Below are 20,262 nucleotides of genomic sequence, written 5' to 3'. Positions count from 1 at the left end.
GGTTCCCTATGTCCACGACCACCACGCATCCCTCGACGCCGGAAACGCTGACCGCGCCGCCCGACCTGCTCTGGCAGGACAGCCTGTCCGAAACCGGCGACGGCCGCGCGCAGCGCGGCAAGCCCGACTGGACCGATATCGTCTTCTTCCTGCTGCTGGCGGTGGGCGCCGCCTTCGCGCTGACCCGCTACAGCGGCGCGATGGATTACTACGAAAAGATCATCCTCTGCGGCACCGTGCCGGCGCTGGCCTGGATGGGCTGGCTGTGGCGCCCGTTGCGCCATCTGATGGTGGCCTGTGCCATCGCGGCCGGGCTGGCCCTGGTGCTGTATGGCAACGACCTGGCCCGCGCCGAGCAGGTGTTCTTCCTGAAATACCTGTTCTCTTCGCAATCCGCCATTCTCTGGATGTGCGCGCTGTTCGCGCTGGCCATGGTGTGTTACTGGATCGGGGTCTTCAGCCCCACCGCCGCCTGGCTCGGCACGGCGCTGACCTGGGGCGCGGTGTTCGCGGGTTGCACGGGCTTGCTGGTGCGCTGGCGCGAGGGGCACTTGATGGGGCCGGACCTGGGCCACATCCCCGTCAGCAACCTGTATGAAGTGTTCGTGCTCTTTTCCCTGATCACGGCGCTGTTCTACCTGTACTACGAACGCAAGTACGCCACGCGCGCCCTGGGCGGCTTCGTGCTGCTGGTGGTGACGTCGGCCGTCGTGTTCCTGCTCTGGTATTCGTTCACGCGCGATGCGGGGCAGATCCAGCCGCTGGTGCCGGCGCTCAAGAGCTGGTGGATGAAGCTGCACGTGCCGGCCAACTTCATCGGCTACGGCACGTTCTCGCTGGCCGCCATGGTCGGTTTCGCCTACCTGATCAAGCAGCACGGGCAGACCACATCGTGGGCCAAGCTGGCGCCGCTGTTCGTGCTGGGCGTGCTGCTGTGCGCCGAGCCCATGGTGTTCCGCACCGATGGCCTGTCGGCCACCTGGATGCTGTATTTCGGCGTGGGGGCGGTGATCGTGGGCGCCATCCTGCTGGGCCGCCGCCGCATCGCCGCGGCGCTGCCGTCGCTGGAAGTGCTGGATGACATCATGTATCGCGCCATCGCGGTCGGCTTCGCGTTCTTCACGGTCGCCACCATTCTCGGCGCGCTGTGGGCGGCCGACGCGTGGGGCGCGTACTGGCAATGGGATCCGAAAGAGACCTGGGCGCTGATCGTCTGGCTGAACTATGCGGCCTGGCTGCACATGCGCCTGATCAAGGGGCTGCGCGGCACCATGGCGGCCTATTGGGCGCTGACGGGCCTGCTGATCACGGGCTTCGCCTTCCTGGGCGTGAACATGTTCCTGTCGGGCCTGCACTCCTACGGGGAGCTGTAGCCGGGCGCCGCCCGATCATGCGGTCATGACGACCATGACGGGCTGCGACGAGAAGGCCTTGAAGCCGGGCGCGTTGACGTTGTTCTGCAGGGTCAGGCTGGTCATGCGGACGATGGGCGCGCCGCGCACCAGCATGCTGTACGCACCGGTCATATAGCGCGATTGGCCCATGAAGGTCTGAGAGATCACGCCGCCGCCCACTCCCGCGGTATCGCCCAGCGTCACGGGCACCGGCGTGGCCAGATTGTGCACCGGCGCGCACATCAGCCACACGTTCCATACTACCGGGACGCCCATCGACGACGTCGCCGTGTCGATATGCGGCACCGGCGGCACGGGCGTTTTGCAGACGTCGGGAAATCCCACGGCCAGGCTGGGCAATTGGCAGACGGCAAGCATGTCATTCCTCCTTGTTCGATGGCGGCGCGGCGATGCCGCGCCGGGTCAGGCCGTTGCGCGTCCCGCCGACCACAGTTCGGCTTCGAGCAAAGGCGCGTCGTTTTCGATGATGCCGTGGCGCTGCGTCCACTGTGCGCCTGGCGTCAGTGCCCGATGCATACGCGTGCGCATGAACGTTGCGTCCCGCAGGTCGGCGCGGCCAAGGTCGGCCAGCGAGAAATCGGCGTCGGCCAGGTTGGCGCCGCGGAAATCGGTGTCCGCGCAGCGCGCGCGCTGAAATACGCCCAAGCACAGGCTGGCGCCGCGCAACGACGCGCCGTCCAGGGTCGCGTCGACCCAGATGGCGCCGTCGAAGCGGCCCCCCTGCAGATCGGCTCCGCTCAGATCGGCCAAGGGGAACAGGCTCTGCGGGGCGGACGCGCCGGTAAAGCGCGCGCCGCGCAGCGATGCGCCCTTGAAGCCGGCCTGGCGCAGGTCGGCATTGCGGAAATCGGCCGAGTCCAGCTTGCAGTCCGTGAAATGGCAGAGCGGATAGGCTTGCGAGGCGAAGTCCTGGCCGGTCAGGTCGCATTCGATGAACATGGTGCTTTCCGCATTGGCGCCCGCCAGTACGCAGCTACGCAGATCCAGTTGATGAAACAGCGTAAAGCTCACCTGGGCCTGGGACAGGTCCGCGCCCGCCAATGCGCTTTTTGTGAACACGACGCGGTCCAGGCGGGCGCTCCGTAACGACGCTCCCTCGAACGAGGTGGCGTTGAACGAGGATTCCTTCAGCCAGGCCTGCTCCAGGCTGGCGCCATCCAACTCGCATTCCATGAAATTGGCGCCATGCATCCGGCTGCGATCGAGCACTGCGCGGGGGGCGCGGCAACGGAACAGCCTCGCCATGTCCAGGTTGGCGCCGGTCGCATTCCAGCCCGCCATGTCGCAGCCGAGGAACTGGCTGTCCTGCAACTGACTGTCGATCATCCTGGCGCCGCCGAAATCCACATGATTGAAGAAGGCGCCCGCCAGGTCCAGGCCGGAGAGATCCGCCCCGGCCAGGCTGACGTGTTCTATGGGTTCGCCATGCTGCACGCAGTCCATCAAGCGGTCGAGGTTCACGCGGCATTCTCCCGCTGCCGGGCGGGCCAGCGCTTGGCGCCCAGGGTGTAGGTGTCGCCCAGCCCGGTGCTGCCGTCCATCTGGGCTTGCGCAACGTCCGCGCGGAAGAGGTTGGCGCCGGTCAGATCGGCGTGCAAGAGGACGGCCTTGCCGAGCAGGCTGTTGATCAGGTTGGCGTTGCGCAGGCGGGCGCCGGTGAAATCCGCGCGCACGAAGTGCGTATCGGGAGCCGTCACGCCGGTGAGGTCTGCGTCTTGCAGACGGCATTCCGAGAAGTCGCTCGCGGCCAGCTGGGCGCCGCGCATGTCGGCCCCACTGAGGACGGCCCCGCGCGCGCTGCCATGCTTGAACCGCATGCGGCGCAGGCAGGCGCCTGGGATCTCGACGCGCCCCGCGAACGCGCAGCCGTCAAGGCTGGCGTCTTCCAGGCTGAAGCGACCCGAGAAGTCCACGTCCATGAAGCTCACGCGCACCAGATCCGCGTTGGCGAAGTCGGCGTCGGCAAGCGCGCCTTGCATGAATACGCATTGATCGAGCCGCGCCTGCTGGAAGCGGCAGTTCGCCAGCGTGGCGCTCATGGCGGCCCATTGTTCGAATGTCGCGCGGGAAAAGTCGCATTCGCGCAGGCGCGCCTGGTACAGTCGGCCCAGCCGCCACGCGCTGCCGAGAAAGCTGCAGCGTTCGCAGTCCGCATGATCCCAGATCGTCTCCTTGACCTGGCTTTGCGCAAAGTCCGCCTGTACGCAACGAGTTCGGCCCAGGTTGGCGCGCGTCAGGTTGACGCCGCGCATGCCGGCGCGGGTAAGGTCGGCGCCGGTCAGCACCGCATCGGTCAGGTCGCTGCCGTCCAGCCGGGCATCCATGAGCCTGGCGCCGGCCAGGATCGCGCGCTGGAAATTGACCCCCGAAAGATCCATGCCGGACAGATCGGCGCCGGTGAGATTCATGTCCTTGCAGTCCCGATCGCCTTTCAGGCGCGCATCCAGCTTGCGGCGGGTGCGTTGCGCGCGCAGCGGCGACATCGGCGGGGGCGCGGCGAAATGGTGCGCAGACTGCTGGTAGGCCTGATGCACCTGGGGAGTGAGTGTCTGTGAAAGGGGGGGCGGCGAGCCGGCTTCGGCGCCGGGTTCGGCCTGCGCGTGCGGGCTGGCGTCGAACTCGGCGAGATGCCGCTTTACCTTGCGGGGATCGAAACCGGGAGACAGTTCGCCTTCGCCGTCCAGCTTGCGCAGCGTGTCGATGTCTACGCCGGACACTTCGGCCATGACCGGCAGGTTGGGATCGGCCAGCGCGCGCGCGGCGGGGCCGGCGGCAAGGCGCTTGGCCTCTTCCAGCTCGTCCCGCAAGCGCATGACGGTCTGCGGCATGTCGGCCAGTTTCGGCGAAGCGGGCGGCGGATCCAGGGGAGGCATGTATAGGTCCGGATCCAGGCCTTGTGCGAGTAAAGACTCGCGTTCCTTGGCATGGCGCCGAGCCGCGCCCGCATGGATTCTCTTGCGCGAAGGACGCTGGACCGCGGCGTCCATATCGACGTGAGGCAGCTCGCCGCAAATTGCCTCCGGCACGAGTTGCGCATCCTGCAGGGCGTAGACGGCGCCAAGTTCCGGGTCGAGCCGCTGCCGAACCACTGCTTCGTAGTGGGCAGTATCGCGCGCCTGGCCAGCATGTTCCATGGCGGGCATGATGTGCCGGATGTCGGCCGCATCATCTTCTCGGATGGACAAGGCGCCATGCCAGATCAGCACCATTCGCAAGTGATCCGGAAAGAACCAGGCAGTGGTGAGGCGCAGCGGAATTTCTTCAAGCGCGCCGCCGTCCGCCTGGCGGCTGGCGAAGCAGCGGGCGCGCCAGTCGGGCAGCCGGCCCCGCAGCACGGGATGATCGGGATGCATGTTCCACAATGCATATTCCGCGCCGCCCGCCAGCTCGGCGTTCGCCGGCCCCCATTGGTCGGGAGACGCGGCGTTGAAGTAGCGCCAATCCATATCCGGCGCGAATCCGGGGAAATCATGTTCCAGCCATTGTTGCCCGTACTCGCGGCCCAAGTGCGCCGCCCGTTGCGGCCAGTCCATGGCCAAGGGCGCAAAGCTCGCCGGCGCCACGCGCTGCGCCGGATCGTGGATGCGTTGCAGCGGGTGTTCGATATTGGGCAGGCGGCGCACGCGCACGCCGTTGACGGTTTCGTCCCGGGCGCCGATGCCCAGCGGATTCTCGGCGACGTCCGGACCGCCATAGGCGCGGCTCCAGTCCAGGCGCATGCGGTCAAAGGGCTGAGGGGCGGTCGCCCTGCCATCCAGCCAATAGCGGTCGCCGAATACCAGCAGGGACTTGTCTATCGCGCCGACCTTCAGGCGCACGGCGCAAGAGCCGGGGCTCTTGGAATCGTGCGGGTAGGCGTGGCCCGAGACCAGCACTTCCGGATGCCGCTTGGGGGTGGCCAGATCCAGAAGGCCGCCGGCTTCGGCGCCTACCAGCTTCCACAGCTCCTGATCCATGAGCAGCGTGGGCGTCTTCGCGATATCGACCAGCGCGGATACCGATACGCCCAGCACGTCGCGGCGTTGCCATCGGTACGGCCGGGTGAGCAGGCCCAGGCGGAACGGCTTGAGGGTCTTCATGGCTTATCCGGTGGCCTGGTCCACGGCGATGTCATGCGTCGCCGGATCCACGCGCACGTGTATCGTTTTGCCGGCGCTGAAGTCGGCAAGATGCAGCGGCGACAGCGGCAGGCTGAGTGTGCGCGTCAACGCGGGCGTGGCATCGGTGGCGGCAACCTCCAGGTCCAGTTCGACGATGAAGTACAGCGTATCGCCGATGCGGCGGCGCGTATCCCGCGCTGCGACGACACGCGCCGTGCTGGCCAGGCCGCTGGCGCGCAGGGACGCCTGCCGCTGCGCATCCCTGCGGCCTGCCGCGCGGCGCCGGCGCTCGCGCCACAGCATGAACGCCGCCTGCGCCAGGGACAGCAGCAGTACTAGCCATACCCATTTCGCCCAGCCGGGCCAGGCATCCAGGAAGTCGGACATGGCGGCCTCAGAGGATGCTCCAGAGACCCACCATCGACGCGCCCAGGCCGACCTTTTTTGCCTCGACCGCATCGAACTGGTAGCCCTGGCCGGTGGTCCGGAACGAGGTCACTTGTCCGATGTTGCTGACGACGGCGTAGTTGGTGAACGACAGGTTCAGCATGACGGTGGTGCGGAACAAGGCGACGCGCCATCCGCCGAACTCTGCCTTGGCGAAGGTCAAGCCGACGGCAAAGGGTGTCGCTTGCAGCCAGCTGCTCTTGGACAGGTCCTTGACGTTGGACGCATCCAGCACGATGTCCGCGGGCGTCTCCAGGGTGATGTGGCCGTTCGCCTTGAGCTTGGCCGTGGCGGACTCCGACTCGATATGCATCGCGCCCTTGGACTTGGCCGTCATATTGGCCGTTTCCGATTGCACCAGCATCGCGGTCTTGGCCTTCACGTCCATGTTCGCGTCGGTGGAGCGCAGTTCGACCTTGCCTTTGGCCTTCTCGGTGAGGGCGCCCGTCTTTACGTGATGCAGCGAATCGCCTTCGTTCACGTAGACCTCCTCGCCGTTCTTCAGCGTTTCCTTGAACAGCCCCGTGATCTCGCGCTCCTCGCCTTTCGCCGCGACGGTCGTCTTCAGGCCGTTGTCGAACTTCTCGTCCATCAGGCCGTCTTTCACATTGACCGTGCGCGAAGCCTTGACGGTGTATTCCTCGTGCCCTTTGACGAAGACGTCGCGCCGCTTTCCCACCCTCAGGTTATCGGTGCCGGTGATTTTGACGTCGCGGTTGCCGCCGATTTTGGTGGTGTCGTTGTCGCCGATGGTGGTCGTCCGGTTCTCGTCCGTCGAATGGAATTCGTTGGCCTCGACCTCGGTGCAGAGCTCGCGCTCGGCATGCAGCCAGATCCGTTCGCTGCCGCTCTTGTCTTCGAACATGAGCGCGTTCGCCGTGGCGGGCGTGCCGCTCTTGGAACGGCTCAGGAAGCCGCTCTGCGTCGCGTTGTCGGGCAGGTCCCAGGGCGGCAGGTTGTTGGCGTTGAACACCCGGCCGATCACGATGGGACGGTCGGGCTGGCCGCCGATAAAGTCGACGATCACCTCGTCACGCACACGCGGCAGCTGGATTCCGCCGAAGCCGCCGCCGGCCCAGGGGCTGGACACGCGCACCCAGCACGAACTGTTCTCGTCTTTCTTGCCGTAGCGGTCCCAGTGGAACTGCACCTTGACCCGGCCCATCTTGTCCGTCCAGATTTCCTCTCCCTGCTTGCCCACCACGGTGGCGGTCTGCGGACCATGCGTGCGGGGGATCGGCGTGACGCGCGGCGCGCGGAACTGCGTGCTGGAAGGGAGTACGACGAATTCCAGGTCGAAACTGCCGGGATCGGGCTGGCCGCTGGCATAGCCCGATTCGCGGATCCTGTAGTAGGTGCTGACGACGAGGTACTCGCGGTTCTCGGCCTGGCGCGGATGGTTGCGCAGGGTGAAGAGATGGCCCGGGGCAAGCCCGCGCGCGTTGGAGGAGCCGCTGTTCTGCTCCTTCCTGCATTGCAGGTCTTCCAGCCGCACTCGCGTGTAGTGCTCGGCGTCGTCGGGATTGGTGTAGCCCCCTTGCCATTCATACATCTCCAGGTCGCCGTGGTCATGGGCGCCGGGATTGTTGCGGCGCGCCTCCAGGCTGGCGGCGGGCGTCAGCGGATGATAGTCCGTGGTGGCGAAGGCGCCGGGCGTGATCTGCTCGGCGACTTCCCATTTATCGATATAGTCCTCGCGCGGCGTGGCGATGCGGTCAGGTCCGTAGTAGGGGATCTGCTCGTAGTCCGGCATGGGTTCATGCTGGGTAATGTCGTCGGTCAGGACCAGCGTGTGCTTGCCGTTGTCGTGCTTGAACCAGTAGTAGATGCCTTCGTGCTCCATCAGCCGGCTGATGAAGGCGTAGTCGGTTTCCTGGTACTGCACGCAGTATTCCCAACTGCGGTAACTGTCCACGAGCTTGAATTCGACGGGGTAGTCATAGTCCTTCAGCACGTCCCGGATGACGTCGGGCACGCTCTTGTTCTGGAAGATCTTGTTGTCCGAGGTCTGCGTCAGGTACCAGAGCCACGGACGCACGGTGGCGCGATAGATGGTGTAGCGCGACGTATTGTTCTCGCGGCCCACGAGCGCGCAGCGCGTGATGTGCCCACTGATGTAGCGCGGCGTGGCCGCCGAGGTTTCGATCTCGAGCGTGAGCGGTTTGCCCAGCAGCGATTTCATGTCCAGCGAATAGGACTCCGAGACCAGTTCGACTTCCAGTTCGAACAGCTGCGAAAGACTCTCGGCGCCATGCATGCCGCGGAATTTCAGTTGTTCGGGCGGCAGAGGCGTATGCGCCTTGACGACGCGTTCGCTTGGCACGTTGCGGTCCATCTCACCGTCTCCTTATGAGAATTCGCCTGTTGCTGCGCTTGCTGCTCTGGGTTTTCCGCGGGGGCGCACGAGGCGCGTCGCGAGGACTGCATAGGGATGATCGGCCACGCAATGGAGCCGCTTGCAAAGGACGGGCACAGCCGTAATGCGCGTGCCGGCGCCGGGGAAGTCTGTCTCTGAATCGGAAGCGCGCCGGTCTGCCGCCAGCGTGAGCGCCGATTGTAGGCAGGCCCCAAAGCGGTGGAGAAGCGCTATCACATGCTTTTGTGTTTTTTACGCTTCGGTAACACGCAGCGGAGCTTGAACCTGATTCCGTAAGAAATATGTCAAAACATCAATGCAGCAGGGGCGAAGTGTTCAATTGTTTACGTGGGTGTTAGCTGTTTGTAAGAAAAATCTGTAGTTGTTAGGTTGTCGTTGCATGCGGAAAGACATGCCTAGAATGCACCCTTCCGTGACGCAGCGCGGAGCGTAGTGGTTGTATCAAGGCAGCATCCCCAGGCATTTAAGTGATGACTATGGAATTCGCCGATATCCTCAATACACTCGATTCACGTCTGCCCTGCGGGGAAGACCTGGAATACGACGCCGACTTCCTGCAGTTGCAGCAAGCCGCGGCGGGCCGGGACGAACAGCAGTTCGGCTCGACCATCATCGCCGCGCAGCCGCCCGACTGGCGCGAAGTCGAACGCCTGGCCCGCGCGCTGCTGGAACGCACGCGCGACCTGCGCGTCATCGGCCTGCTGACCTCCGCCTGGACCGAAATCCGCGGGCTGCCTGGCTACAGCGATGGCCTGGCGCTTGCCGTCGATACCCTCGAACGCTATTGGGAGCCGCTGCACCCCCGGCTGGACAGCGTCGGCGAAGACGACCCCATGCCTCGCATGAACGCCCTGGCGGCGTTTGGTGACATGCAGGGCTGCGCGCGCAGCGTGCGCTCCGCGAGTCTGGTCAGCGGGGTGCACGGACAATTGACACTACGCGATACCGAGGCGCTGCTCGACGGCAGCCGCCATGATGCCGATGGCTATCCTGGCGGACGTCCACGCCTGGTCGAGCGCCTGCGGCAGGCCTGGGCGCAGGGCAATGCCGACGTGCAGGCGCTGGCGTCCGCCGCGCAGGCGCTGCGGCGCATGCAGAAACTGGTGATGGACAAGCTGGGGCCCGCGTGGGCGCCCGATTACGCCGCGATCCTGCGCACCCTGGACGTCGTGCTGGACGCGACGCGCGACGCGCAGCCCGCCACGCCAGCCGCGGCACCCGCGGCCGATGCCGAGGCAGGCATGGCGTCCGCCGCCGCGCAGCCGGCCGCCATTCCCGCAGCGCGCGGCGCTTGCTGGCAAGACACGCCGATCCAATCACGTGATGAGGCGATGGCCATGCTGGCCAGGGTCTGCGCGTATTTCGAGGCCAACGAGCCGGGCCACCCCGCGCCTTACCTCATCCGCCGTGCCCAGCAACTCATTCCCATGAGCTTTCACGACATCATCAGAAACCTGGCGCCCCAGGGACTGGAGCAATTCGAGGCGTGGCTGCCGCGCGATGCGGGTAGCGGGCAGGACTCGTAGGGCGGGCCAGCCGCCGGACCAACAAGAGGAGACGACATCATGGCGACCAGCCTGAAGGGAAGCGGCCAGAAGTTCATTGCGAGGAACCGCGCGCCGCGGGTGCAGATCGAGTACGACGTCGAGATCTACGGCGCCGAACGCAAGATCCAGCTGCCGTTCGTGATGGGCGTGCTGGCGGATCTGGCTGGCAAGTCCGAAACGCCGCAGCCGGAAGTGGGTGAACGCAAATTCCTGGACATCGATATCGACAACTTCGATGAACGCATGCGCTCCATCCAGCCCCGCGCGGCGTTCCAGGTACCCAACACGCTCACCGGGGAAGGCAATCTGAACGTGGACATCACGTTCGAGAGCATCGACGACTTTTCGCCGGCCACGGTCGCCAAGAAGGTCGGCGCCTTGAACGAACTGCTGAGCGCGCGTACGCAGCTGGCCAATTTGTTGACCTACATGGACGGCAAGACAGGCGCCGAGGAACTGATCGGCAACGTGCTCAAGAATCCGGCGTTGATGAACGCGCTGGCCGCCGCGCCGAAGCCCGAGGCGGCGGCCGCGTCCGACACCCCGGACCCGGATCCGGCCGCCTAGGGGCCGTGCGCGGACCCTTCCAGGAACAGGCCCGAGCTTGCGCTCGAATCGCTTTTCGGAGAATGCCATGACCGTAGTGGCCAAACGCGCTGGCGCGCGTGCTGTCGAGACCCTGGAGGCGGACGACCTGTCCGCGCTCCTGAAGAAGGAATTCAAACCCAAGACCGAGCAGGCGCAGGAGGCGGTGGAGCATGCCGTGCGGACGCTGGCGCATCAGGCGCTGGAGAACAGCGGCGTGGGGCTGTCGTCGGACGCCTACCGCACCATCCAGGCGATCATCGCGGAGATCGACCGCAAGCTGTCGGAACAGATAAACGGCGTGATGCATCACCCGGACTTCCAGCAGCTCGAAGGCGCGTGGCGCGGCCTGCACTACCTGGTTACCAATACCGAAACCGACGAGCTCCTGAAGATCCGGGTCATGTGCATGTCGAAATCGGAATTGGGCCGCACGCTCAAGCGGCACAAAGGCGTGGGCTGGGACCAGAGCCCCGTCTTCAAGCGCGTGTACGAGGAAGAGTACGGCCAGTTCGGCGGCGAACCGATAGGGTGCCTTGTCGGCGATTATTACTTCGACCACAGCCCGCCCGATGTGGAACTGCTGGGGGAGATCGCCAAGATCTCGTCGGCCGCGCATTGCCCCTTCATTGCGGGCGCCTCGCCCAATGTGATGCAGATGGACTCCTGGCAGGAACTGGCCAATCCGCGCGACCTGACCAAAATCTTCACCAACACCGAGTATGCCGCCTGGCGCAGCTTGCGGGAGTCCGAGGACTCCCGTTATATCGGGCTGGCGATGCCGCGCTTTCTTGCGCGGCTGCCCTATGGCGCGCGCACCAATCCCGTCGATGAATTCGACTTCGAGGAAGACACCGACGGCGCGAATCACGACCGCTATACCTGGACCAATTCAGCCTATGCGATGGCGGCCAACGTGAACCGCTCGTTCAAGCTGTACGGCTGGTGCACATCAATCCGCGGGGTGGAGTCCGGCGGCGCGGTAGAGAACCTGCCTTGCCACAGCTTTCCCACCGATGACGGCGGCGTGGACCTGAAATGCCCGACCGAGATCGCCATCAGCGACCGGCGCGAGGCAGAGCTGGCCAAGAACGGTTTCATGCCGCTGGTGCATCGCAAGAATTCCGATTTCGCCGCCTTCATCGGCGCGCAATCGCTGCAGAAACCGCACGACTACTACGAAGCGGATGCGTCCGCCAATGCCAAGCTGGCCGCGCGCCTGCCGTACCTGTTCGCGTGCTGCCGCTTCGCGCATTACCTGAAGTGCATCGTGCGGGACAAGATCGGGTCGTTCCGGGAGCGCGACGACATGGAGCGTTGGCTGAACGACTGGATCATGAATTACGTGGACGGCGATCCCGTGAACTCCTCGCAGGAAACCAAGGCGCGCAAGCCGCTGGCGGCGGCCGAGGTGCAGGTGCAGGAGATCGAGGACAACCCGGGCTATTACTCCGCCAAGTTTTTCCTGCGGCCGCACTATCAGCTCGAAGGGCTGACGGTGTCGCTGCGGCTCGTATCCAAGCTGCCTTCGCTTAAGCAGAACGAAGGTTGAGTGGAGCTGACAAGACGGGCGCAGCCGCGCCCGGTAACTCCAGGAGACAGATGTGGCAGTGGACATGTTCATGAAAATCGATGGGGCCAACGGCGAATCCAAAGACGCCAACCATAAGGACTGGACCGACATCGTGTCGTTCTCGTGGGGCGCGACGCAGCCGGGCAACATGGCCAGCGGCGGCGGCCTGGGCGCGGGCAAAGCGAGTTTCAACGACCTGCACGTGGTGGCCCGCATCGACAAGGCCGCGCCCGCGGTGATGAAGCACTGCGCCAGCGGCAAGCATCTCAGCAAGATCGAGCTGTCCATGTGCAAGGCGGGCGGGGAGCAGATCGAGTACTCGAAGATCACGCTGGAGGATGTGCTGGTGTCGTCGGTGCAGATTTCCGGGGACCGCAGCGCGGAAGGCGTGGTGGTGAACTTCGCGTTCCAGGCGGCCAAGGTCAAGCAGCAGTACTGGGAGCAGACCGACAAGGGCGGCAAGGGCGCCGAAAGCCTGGTGGCCTGGGACATCAAGCAGAACAAGGAAGTGGGCTAGGACGGGCGTTCCATGTCTATAGCTGCCGTTCCTTTCGGCGCGATCAGCCTGTCCGGCCAGTTGGACGAGGTGCAGGCGCAGGTGCGCCGGCGGCCTGCCGACGCGGATCTGCGCGCACAGCTGTTCCAGTTGCTGGCGGTGCAAGGCGACTGGGCGCGCGCGGCCGAGCAACTCAATGTGTGCGGCCACCTCAATGCGCAGGCCCGCCCGATGCAGGTGCTCTATGCCAGTGCCATCGCCGCGGAGCGCGAGCGCGAAGCCGTGCTTGCCGGGCAGGGCGAACCCGCCCTGCTGGGCGAGCCTGGCGACTGGCTGCGCGGCTTGATGGCGGCACTGCGGCTGGATGGGCAGTCCGCCGCCCAGGCCGCGGAGCTGCGGGCCCGGGCTTTCGAGGCGGCCGGCGCGCGCGCCGGCTCCCTGGAACTCGCCGCGCAGGAGCGCGCGCAGCCGTTCCAATGGATCTGCGATGCCGACAGCCGGCTGGGTCCGGTCTTCGAGTTCCTGGCGGGCGGGCGGTATGTCTGGCTGCCTTTCGACGAACTCAAGCGGGTGCGGCTGCTTGCGCCCGAGGGCTTGTGCGACTTGGTATGGGCCCAGGCCGAGATCGAGCTGAATGACGGCCGGGTGCAGCAGGGCCTGGTGCCGGTTCGCTATCCGCCGGCGCCGGGCGAGCGCATGGCCGAACTCACCGACGCCACCAAGCTGGGCAGGGTGACGGACTGGCGCGCGCTGCATGGCGACACGTATGCGGGCGTGGGGCAGAGAATGTGGCTGGCCGATAGCGGCGAGTTCGCCTTGCTCGATATCCGCGGCCTGGAGCTGGAATGATGGGGCATGCAGACAACCCTGGCGGATGGGAGCCGCTGGCGCGCGGCCAGCGCGCGGCGCGTGACCGCCTGCAGCCATCCCTGCTGGACCGCTTGACGGACAACGATCCCACCAAGCGCGAAGAGCCGCGCGAAAGCGCCATGCTGACGCACGAGGCGCTGCGCGCGGCGGTATTGCGCGACCTGCGCTGGCTGCTCAACACCGTGAACCTGCAGACGTCGCAGGATCTGTCGGCGCACCGGCCGGTGGCCACCTCCACGTTGAACTTCGGCGTGCGCGCGATGGCGGGCAAGCGCATGTCGGAGATTGACTGGATCGATGTGGAAGAGTCGATCCGCAACGCGATTTCGGCATTCGAGCCGCGCATCCTGGATTCCTCGGTCGAGGTCCGCTGCGTGACCGACGCCGGCACGCTGGAGCATCACAACGTCCTGAGCCTCGAGATACGGGGCATGCTGTGGTGCGTGCCGCAGCCGCTCGAATTCCTGTTCCGCACGGATATCGACCTGGAGAGCGGCCACATGGATCTGCGCGACCTGGGTGGCGCCTGATGGACGACCGGCTGCTCGACTACTACAACCGCGAGCTGGTCTATCTGCGGGAGCTGGGAGCGGAGTTCGCCCAGGCGCATCCCAAGGTGGCGGGGCGGCTGGGCATGAACGCCACGGAAGTGGCCGATCCTTACGTCGAACGCCTGCTTGAAGGCTTCAGTTTTCTGACCGCCCGCATCCATATGAAAATGGATGCGGAGTTCCCGCGCTTTTCCCAGCGGCTGCTGGAGGTGGTGTACCCGAATTATCTGGCGCCCACGCCCGCCATGGCAGTCGTGCAGTTCGCGCCGAGCATGAATGAAGGCACGCTGGCCGGCGGCTTTGACCTGCCGCGCGGCACGCTGCTGCGCGGCCGCGTGCCGCGCGGCGAACAGACTCCTTGCGATTTCACGACGGGCCATGCCTTGCGCCTGTGGCCCCTGCAGGTCACGCAGGCGGAATTCACGGCCGCGCCGCAGGACCTGCCCTTGGCGCGGCTGGGCCTGGCGGGGCGCGCCGGACGCGTGCTGAGCGCGCTGCGCATCAGGATCGAGGTGGGAGGCGGCCAGCGACTGGAAGACCTGGATCTCGATCAGCTGGTCTTTCACCTGAACGGCCAGGACCTGCAGATGCAGCGCCTGCTGGAAGTGGTGATGGGGCACACCGTGGCGGTCCTGGGCCATGGCACGGCGCGGCCGGTCGCGTGGATCAACAAGCTGCCGCCGGATGCGGTGCGTCATGAAGGTTTTGCCGACGACCAGGCGCTGTTGCCGGGCGATGCGCGCGTGTTCCAGGGCTATCGCTTGCTGCAGGAGTATTTCGCTTTTGCGCAGCGTTACCTATTCTTCAGCATCAACGGGTTGAAGCAGGGACTGCGCACGCCCGCGCAGCTACCGGGCGCGCAGCGCGACACGCGCGCGTTCGACCTGACCTTGCTGTTCTCCGCGGCGGCGCCGGAGCTGGAAGGCGCGATATCGGCGAGCAACCTGGCCTTGCACTGCGTTCCGGTGATCAACCTGTTTCCCAAGCGGGCGGACCGCGTGGCCGTCACACCCAGGACATCCGAATACCACGTGGTCATCGATCGCAGCCGTCCGCTGGACTACGAGGTCTTCGGCGTGACGCGCGTCGCCGGCCACGCGTCCGCGCAGCGGCAGGAGCAGGAGTTCCGTCCGTTCTATGGATCGCTGGGCAGCGATCCGGACGATTACGGCGCATATTTCTCGGTGCGCCGCGAGCCGCGGCTGATCTCCGATACCGCGCAGCGCAATGGCACCCGCACCGGCTATACGGGAAGCGAGGTGTTTCTGTCGCTGGTGGACCGGCAGGAGGCGCCATTTTCGGGCGATCTGCGGCACCTGACCCTGGAAACGCTGTGCACGAACCGCGACCTGGCCATGCTGCTGCCGCTGGGGACCGAGACCGACATGACGCTGCGCGTGTCGGCGCCCGTGCGCGCGGTGAAGGTGCTGCATGGCCCGACGCGCCCGTGCGCGGCGCTGGCCGAGAATGCCGCCACCTGGCATCTGATCAGCCACCTCGGGCTGAACTATCTGAGCCTGACCGACCTGGATGCCGAGCAGGGCGCCCAGACGCTGCGCGAGATGCTGCACGTCTACGGCAATCTGGCGGACCCGGCCGTGCGCAGGCACATCTCGGGCTTGCGGCACGTCAGCGCCACCCCCGTGCACCATCGTCTGCCCGTGCCCGGCCCCATCGTCCATGGCCGCGGCGTGCGTATTGCGCTGCAGGTGGACGAGGCCGCTTTCTCGGGCATCAGCCCTTATTTGTTCGGCGCCGTGCTGGAGCAGTTTTTTGCGCGCCACGTATCGATCAACCTGATGTCGGAGCTGGTCCTGTCGACCCTGCAGCGCGGCGAGGTCGCCCGCTTCAAACCCCGCATGGGACGCCGGCCCGTGGTCTAGGTCCCGCCAAGAACAGGAGCGCATGATGAAGTCCGCCGCAAATTTGAACCGCATGGCCTACGATCCCGTCCATCTGCTGGGCGAGCTCTTGCGCCGCGAATCCGATGGCAGCTATGCGGTCGCGTGCGACGGCCGCGTCTGGACTGCGCGACGCGCCGCCAGCTGCCTGCTGGAACCGCTGCCCGGCGACGAGGTGCTGATCAGCGGCCCCGACCCCGCGCGCGTCTATCTGATCGCGGTGACGGTGCAGGCGGATCCTGCCCGTACCGAGATTGAAGCGCAGGGTGAGCTGGTGCTGCGTTCGCGCAACGGGAACGTGTCGCTGGAGAGCGCCGGGGAGGTGGCGTTGCGGGGGCAGGGCGCCGTGCGCGTGCGCGCGCCGGAGTACACCGTCGAGGCCGATGAGGCGCGCCACGCCTGCGTGCGCATGCGCGTGATCGCGCAGCAGCTGCACGCCACCGTCGGCGAGACGCGGCTGGTAGGCCGGAGCTACGAAGCGGTGCTGGACCGCCTGACCCTGATGGCGCGTCTGTCCCTGCGCAGCGTCAGCGAAATGGATCAGGTGCGCGCCGGCGCCATCGATTTCCAGGCGGACAGCAGCGCGCGGCTGCACGCGGCCTACACCGTGGTTACTGGCAGCGATCTGGTCAAGGTGGATGCCAAGCAGATCCACATGGGGTAAGACGGTGGACGCCACCCAGCCCGCATCTGGTTCCGTTCTTTCGCCCGCCGTCTCATCCGGCGCGCTTGCGCAATGGTGGCGCGCGCTGGAGCGCGAGCCCTATGCCCATGATCTGTTCCATGCCTTGCGCTGGATCGATGCGCATTCCGGCGCCCGCAAGCCGCTGGGGCGCGATACGGTCGCGCGCTATGAGCCCGTGCGGATGCGGCAGGAGCCGTCGATGGCGTTCGCGCCTTCTACCGTCGCGCGCGCCCGCGCCGCCGAGGGAGGGCGACCGGCGGAGCTGTCGATCTATAGTTTCGGGCTGTTCGGTCCCAACGGACCTTTGCCCTTGCATCTTACCGAGCACGTCCGCGAGCGCATGGCGCATCATGGCGACCGCACGCTGTCGGCATTCGCCGACGTGTTCCATCACCGGCTCATCCTGCTTTTCTATCGGGCCTGGGCCGACGCGCAGAGCACCGTCAGCCTGGACAGGAAGGAAGAACGCTTTACGCGCTACGTGGCCAGCCTGCTGCATCTGGGCGAGCCCTCGATGCGGCGGCGCGATGCCGTGCTGGACCATGCCAAGTACTTCATGGCGGGCCACCTGGTGCGCCAGACGCGCAACCCGGAAGGCCTCAAGCACATTCTGCAGTCCTTTTTCGGCCTGCCGGTGCGCATCCGCGAGTTCGTGCCGCAGTGGATCCGCCTGGAGCCCGCCCAGCGGCTGGGCCTGGGCAGCGCGGCGGGGTTGGGCCGCGACACCGTGCTGGGGCTTGCCGTGCGCGACGCCCAGCACAAATTCCGCATCGAGATCGGCCCCTTGAAGCTGGAGGACTACCAGGGCTTTCTTCCGGGGGGCGCGCGTGCGCGCCAACTGACGCACTGGGTCAGGCATTACATCGGCATGGAGCTGGCCTGGGACCTGAGGCCGGTGCTGCGCGCGCAGGATGCGCGCGGACTGACGCTGGGCGCCCAGCGGCCGCTGGGGTTGTCCGCGTGGCTCGGGAAGCGCCAGCCCGCGCAGGGCGAGGCGCGCGATCTGCTGCTGGACTATGAACGCCGCGGGCGCACCCCGGCACGCGGCCGGCCGCCGGCCGGATCCTCAACGACCACACGCGCGTGAATGCGCCATAACACCATGTCGGACATCGGCCGCATCGACCTTTTCGGAAAGCTCAATCCGCTGCTTTACCAAACGCTGGAGGGCGCCACCGCGTTCTGCAAGCTGCGCGGCAATCCCTATGTCGAGCTGGTGCATTGGGTGCACCAGATCCTGCATGCCCAGGATAGCGACCTGCATCGGATCGCGCGCCGTTTCGGGCTGGACATGGCCCAGCTGCAGGCCGATCTGACGGCTGAGCTGGACCGCCTGCCGGCCGGGGCGGGATCGGTGTCCGACCTTTCCGAACACATCGACCACGCGGTCGAGCGGGCTTGGGTGTTGGGATCGCTGCGTTACGGCGCGGCGCGCATCCGCAGCGCCCATCTGCTCGCGGGCCTGGCCAGGACCTATGCCTTGCGCCATGTGCTGCTGGGCATGTCGGCGCAGTTTTCCGCGATCCCGCCGGATGCGCTGCTGGAGCAGATGGAAGATATCGTGCGCGGGTCGCCGGAAGACGCGGCGAAAGCGGCGGCGCCTTCCGACGCGGCGGGAGCGCATGGCGAGAGTGCTTCCGCCCTGGCGCGATTCGCCGTCGACCTGACGGCCAGGGCGCGCGAGGGCGCGATCGATCCGATTTCCGGGCGCGACGAGGAAATCCGCCAGATCATCGACGTGCTGATGCGGCGCCGGCAGAACAATCCGCTGCTGGCCGGCGAGGCCGGTGTCGGCAAGACCGCCGTCGTGGAAGGGCTGGCGCTGCGCCTGGCGGCAGGGGACGTGCCGCCGCCTTTGCGCGAGGTTTCGCTGTATCTGCTGGACATCGGCTTGCTGCAGGCCGGCGCAGGCGTCAAAGGCGAATTCGAACAGCGGCTGCGCAGCGTTATCGACGAGGTGCAGGCAAGCGAGCGGCCGACCGTGCTGTTCGTCGATGAGATCCACACGCTGGTGGGCGCGGGCGGCGCGGCCGGAACAGGCGACGCGGCCAACCTGCTCAAGCCGGCGCTGGCGCGCGGCCAGCTGCGCACCATTGGGGCGACCACGTGGTCGGAATACAAGAAGTACATCGAGAAGGATCCCGCGCTGAGCCGCCGCTTCCAGGTGATCCAGATCCACGAGCCGGACGAAACACGGGCATCCGGAATGCTGAGGGGGCTGGCCGAGACCCTGCAGGCGCATCATGGCGTGCTGTTGCTGGACGAGGCGATCGAGGCGGCGGTGGCCCTGTCGCATCGCTACATTCCCGCGCGGCAGTTGCCCGATAAGGCCGTTGCGCTGCTGGACACGGCTTGCGCGCGCGTTGCCGTCAGCCAGCACGCCGTGCCGCCGAGCCTGGAGGACGCCCGCAGGCGCATCCAGGCGCTGGACATCGCGCAACGCATCGCGGCGCGCGAACGCCGCCTCGGCGCGGGCGACGCGCAGCGGGTAGAACGCCTGGCGGCCGAACAGGCCGACGCGGCGGAAAGCGAACGGACGCTGGCGGCGCGCTGGGAAAGCGAAAAGGCCTTGGCCGAGCGCGTCTTTTCGTTGCGCGAGGCGCTGGACCAGGCTGCGGACTCCGATCCGGCGACGCAGCGGCAGGCGCTGGCGCGGGCGCAGGAAGAACTGGCGCGCAGCCAGCAAGAGACGCCCATGATCCATTGCGCGGTCGATGCCGCCGCGGTGGCGGCCGTGGTGGCCGACTGGACCGGGATTCCCGTGGGCCGCATGGTGCGGGACGAGGCTCAGGCCGTCCTGGCGCTGGCGGACACGCTGGAGAAGCGGGTGATCGGCCAGCGCGAGGGATTGGAGGCGGTGGCGCGCCGTGTCCAGACGTCGCGGGCCCGGTTGACCGATCCCGACAAGCCGGTGGGGGTGTTCCTGCTATGCGGCCCAAGCGGCGTCGGCAAGACCGAGACCGCCCTGGCCCTGGCGGAGGCGCTCTATGGCGGCGAACAGAACCTGATCACCATCAACATGAGCGAGTTCCAGGAACCGCATACCGTCTCCACGCTCAAGGGTGCGCCGCCGGGGTATGTCGGGTATGGCGAAGGCGGCGTGCTGACCGAGGCGGTGCGCAGGCGGCCCTATAGCGTGGTGCTGCTGGACGAGGTGGAGAAGGCGCACGCCGACGTGCACGAGATATTTTTCCAGGTCTTCGACAAAGGCTGGATGGAGGACGGAGAAGGTCGCTATATCGATTTCCGCAACACGATCATCATCCTGACCTCCAACGTGGGCGCGGACCGTATTGCGGCCCTGTGCCGCGACCCGGCGCTGATGCCCGACGGCCCGGGGCTGGCGGCGGCGCTGCGGGAGCCATTGCTGCAGGCGTTCCCGGCCGCCCTGCTGGGCCGGCTTGTCGCGGTTCCCTATCTGCCGCTGCCGGACGCCATGCTGGAGCGCATCGTGGACCTGCAGTTCGAGCGTGTGCGCCGTCGCCTGCTGGCGCACCACGGCATGACGCTGGAGGTGGCGCCGCAAGCCATTGCGCTGGTTGTCGCCCGCTGCGCGGAAGTAGAGTCGGGCGCCCGCATGGTGGATGCCATCCTTACCAATACGGTGCTGCCGAAGATCGGCCGCGAGTTGCTGGGCGCCTCGATGCAGGACCGCCGCCTGAGTCGGGTGAGCCTGTCCGCGGCCGGCGGGGAGTTCCGCTATGACTATGCGTGA

The 20,262-nt window shown here is 66.5% G+C and carries 16 protein-coding genes; 11 read left to right on the top strand and 5 right to left on the bottom strand.

From position 1 onward, the window contains the following. The first annotated feature begins 8 nt into the window (after positions 1 to 8). Positions 9 to 1,373, top strand: a complete 1,365-nt coding sequence (ccsB, locus tag AGI3411_RS01815; RefSeq protein ID WP_165359033.1) for a c-type cytochrome biogenesis protein CcsB — start codon at positions 9 to 11, stop codon at positions 1,371 to 1,373. 15 nt (positions 1,374 to 1,388) lie between these two features. Here the strand turns inward: ccsB and AGI3411_RS01810 are convergent, their stop codons facing one another. Genes AGI3411_RS01810 through AGI3411_RS01790 form a run of 5 tightly spaced genes read right to left on the bottom strand, consistent with a single transcriptional unit; the run spans position 1,389 to position 8,297 of the window. Continuing rightward, positions 1,389 to 1,772: a DUF4150 domain-containing protein gene (locus AGI3411_RS01810; RefSeq protein WP_043541587.1), complete on the bottom strand. Its 384-nt coding sequence runs from the start codon at positions 1,770 to 1,772 to the stop codon at positions 1,389 to 1,391. A 45-nt stretch (positions 1,773 to 1,817) separates the two neighbouring features. Then, positions 1,818 to 2,876 (bottom strand): pentapeptide repeat-containing protein, encoded by a 1,059-nt coding sequence (locus AGI3411_RS01805; protein WP_129525727.1) that lies wholly within the window; start codon positions 2,874 to 2,876, stop codon positions 1,818 to 1,820. Then, positions 2,873 to 5,494 (bottom strand): DUF2169 family type VI secretion system accessory protein, encoded by a 2,622-nt coding sequence (locus AGI3411_RS01800; protein WP_129525726.1) that lies wholly within the window; start codon positions 5,492 to 5,494, stop codon positions 2,873 to 2,875. The genes AGI3411_RS01805 and AGI3411_RS01800 overlap by 4 nt, the downstream gene beginning before the upstream one ends. Before the next feature lie 3 nt (positions 5,495 to 5,497). Next, positions 5,498 to 5,902: a hypothetical protein gene (locus AGI3411_RS01795; protein WP_129525725.1), complete on the bottom strand. Its 405-nt coding sequence runs from the start codon at positions 5,900 to 5,902 to the stop codon at positions 5,498 to 5,500. Between the two features lie 7 nt (positions 5,903 to 5,909). Next, positions 5,910 to 8,297: a type VI secretion system Vgr family protein gene (locus AGI3411_RS01790; protein WP_129525724.1), complete on the bottom strand. Its 2,388-nt coding sequence runs from the start codon at positions 8,295 to 8,297 to the stop codon at positions 5,910 to 5,912. 518 nt (positions 8,298 to 8,815) lie between these two features. Between AGI3411_RS01790 and tssA the strand changes: the two genes are divergently transcribed. The 10 genes from tssA (at position 8,816) to tssH (ending at position 20,262) form a co-directional block, all read left to right on the top strand. After that, entirely contained in the window at positions 8,816 to 9,865 is a 1,050-nt protein-coding gene (gene tssA, locus AGI3411_RS01785; protein WP_129525723.1) for a type VI secretion system protein TssA, read from the top strand. 39 nt (positions 9,866 to 9,904) lie between these two features. After that, positions 9,905 to 10,453 carry a type VI secretion system contractile sheath small subunit gene (tssB, locus tag AGI3411_RS01780; RefSeq protein WP_129525722.1) on the top strand — a complete coding sequence of 183 codons (549 nt, stop codon included), beginning with the start codon at positions 9,905 to 9,907 and terminating at the stop codon, positions 10,451 to 10,453. A 67-nt stretch (positions 10,454 to 10,520) separates the two neighbouring features. Beyond that, positions 10,521 to 12,023, top strand: coding sequence for a type VI secretion system contractile sheath large subunit (tssC, locus tag AGI3411_RS01775; RefSeq protein ID WP_129525721.1), 1,503 nt, complete (start codon positions 10,521 to 10,523; stop codon positions 12,021 to 12,023). 70 nt (positions 12,024 to 12,093) lie between these two features. After that, entirely contained in the window at positions 12,094 to 12,561 is a 468-nt protein-coding gene (locus AGI3411_RS01770; protein WP_129525720.1) for an Hcp family type VI secretion system effector, read from the top strand. A gap of 12 nt (positions 12,562 to 12,573) precedes the next feature. Next, a complete protein-coding gene (locus AGI3411_RS01765) occupies positions 12,574 to 13,389 on the top strand; it encodes a type VI secretion system accessory protein TagJ (RefSeq protein WP_129525719.1) in 816 nt (271 codons plus the stop codon). Then, a complete protein-coding gene (gene tssE, locus AGI3411_RS01760; RefSeq protein WP_129525779.1) occupies positions 13,389 to 13,940 on the top strand; it encodes a type VI secretion system baseplate subunit TssE in 552 nt (183 codons plus the stop codon). The genes AGI3411_RS01765 and tssE overlap by 1 nt, the downstream gene beginning before the upstream one ends. Then, entirely contained in the window at positions 13,940 to 15,844 is a 1,905-nt protein-coding gene (gene tssF / locus AGI3411_RS01755) for a type VI secretion system baseplate subunit TssF (protein WP_129525718.1), read from the top strand. Before tssE ends, tssF begins: the two co-directional genes overlap by 1 nt. A 25-nt stretch (positions 15,845 to 15,869) precedes the next feature. After that, complete coding sequence (locus AGI3411_RS01750; RefSeq protein ID WP_129525717.1) at positions 15,870 to 16,526, top strand: DUF3540 domain-containing protein; 657 nt, start codon at positions 15,870 to 15,872, stop codon at positions 16,524 to 16,526. Positions 16,527 to 16,530: 4 nt separating this feature from the next. Then, entirely contained in the window at positions 16,531 to 17,634 is a 1,104-nt protein-coding gene (gene tssG, locus AGI3411_RS01745) for a type VI secretion system baseplate subunit TssG (RefSeq protein ID WP_129525716.1), read from the top strand. 15 nt (positions 17,635 to 17,649) lie between these two features. Next, complete coding sequence (tssH, locus tag AGI3411_RS01740; RefSeq protein WP_129525778.1) at positions 17,650 to 20,262, top strand: type VI secretion system ATPase TssH; 2,613 nt, start codon at positions 17,650 to 17,652, stop codon at positions 20,260 to 20,262.

This window comes from Achromobacter agilis (assembly GCF_900496965.1).
In the GTDB taxonomy this organism is placed as follows: domain Bacteria; phylum Pseudomonadota; class Gammaproteobacteria; order Burkholderiales; family Burkholderiaceae_B; genus Achromobacter; species Achromobacter agilis.
This window is presented reverse-complemented; position numbering and strand designations above follow the sequence as displayed.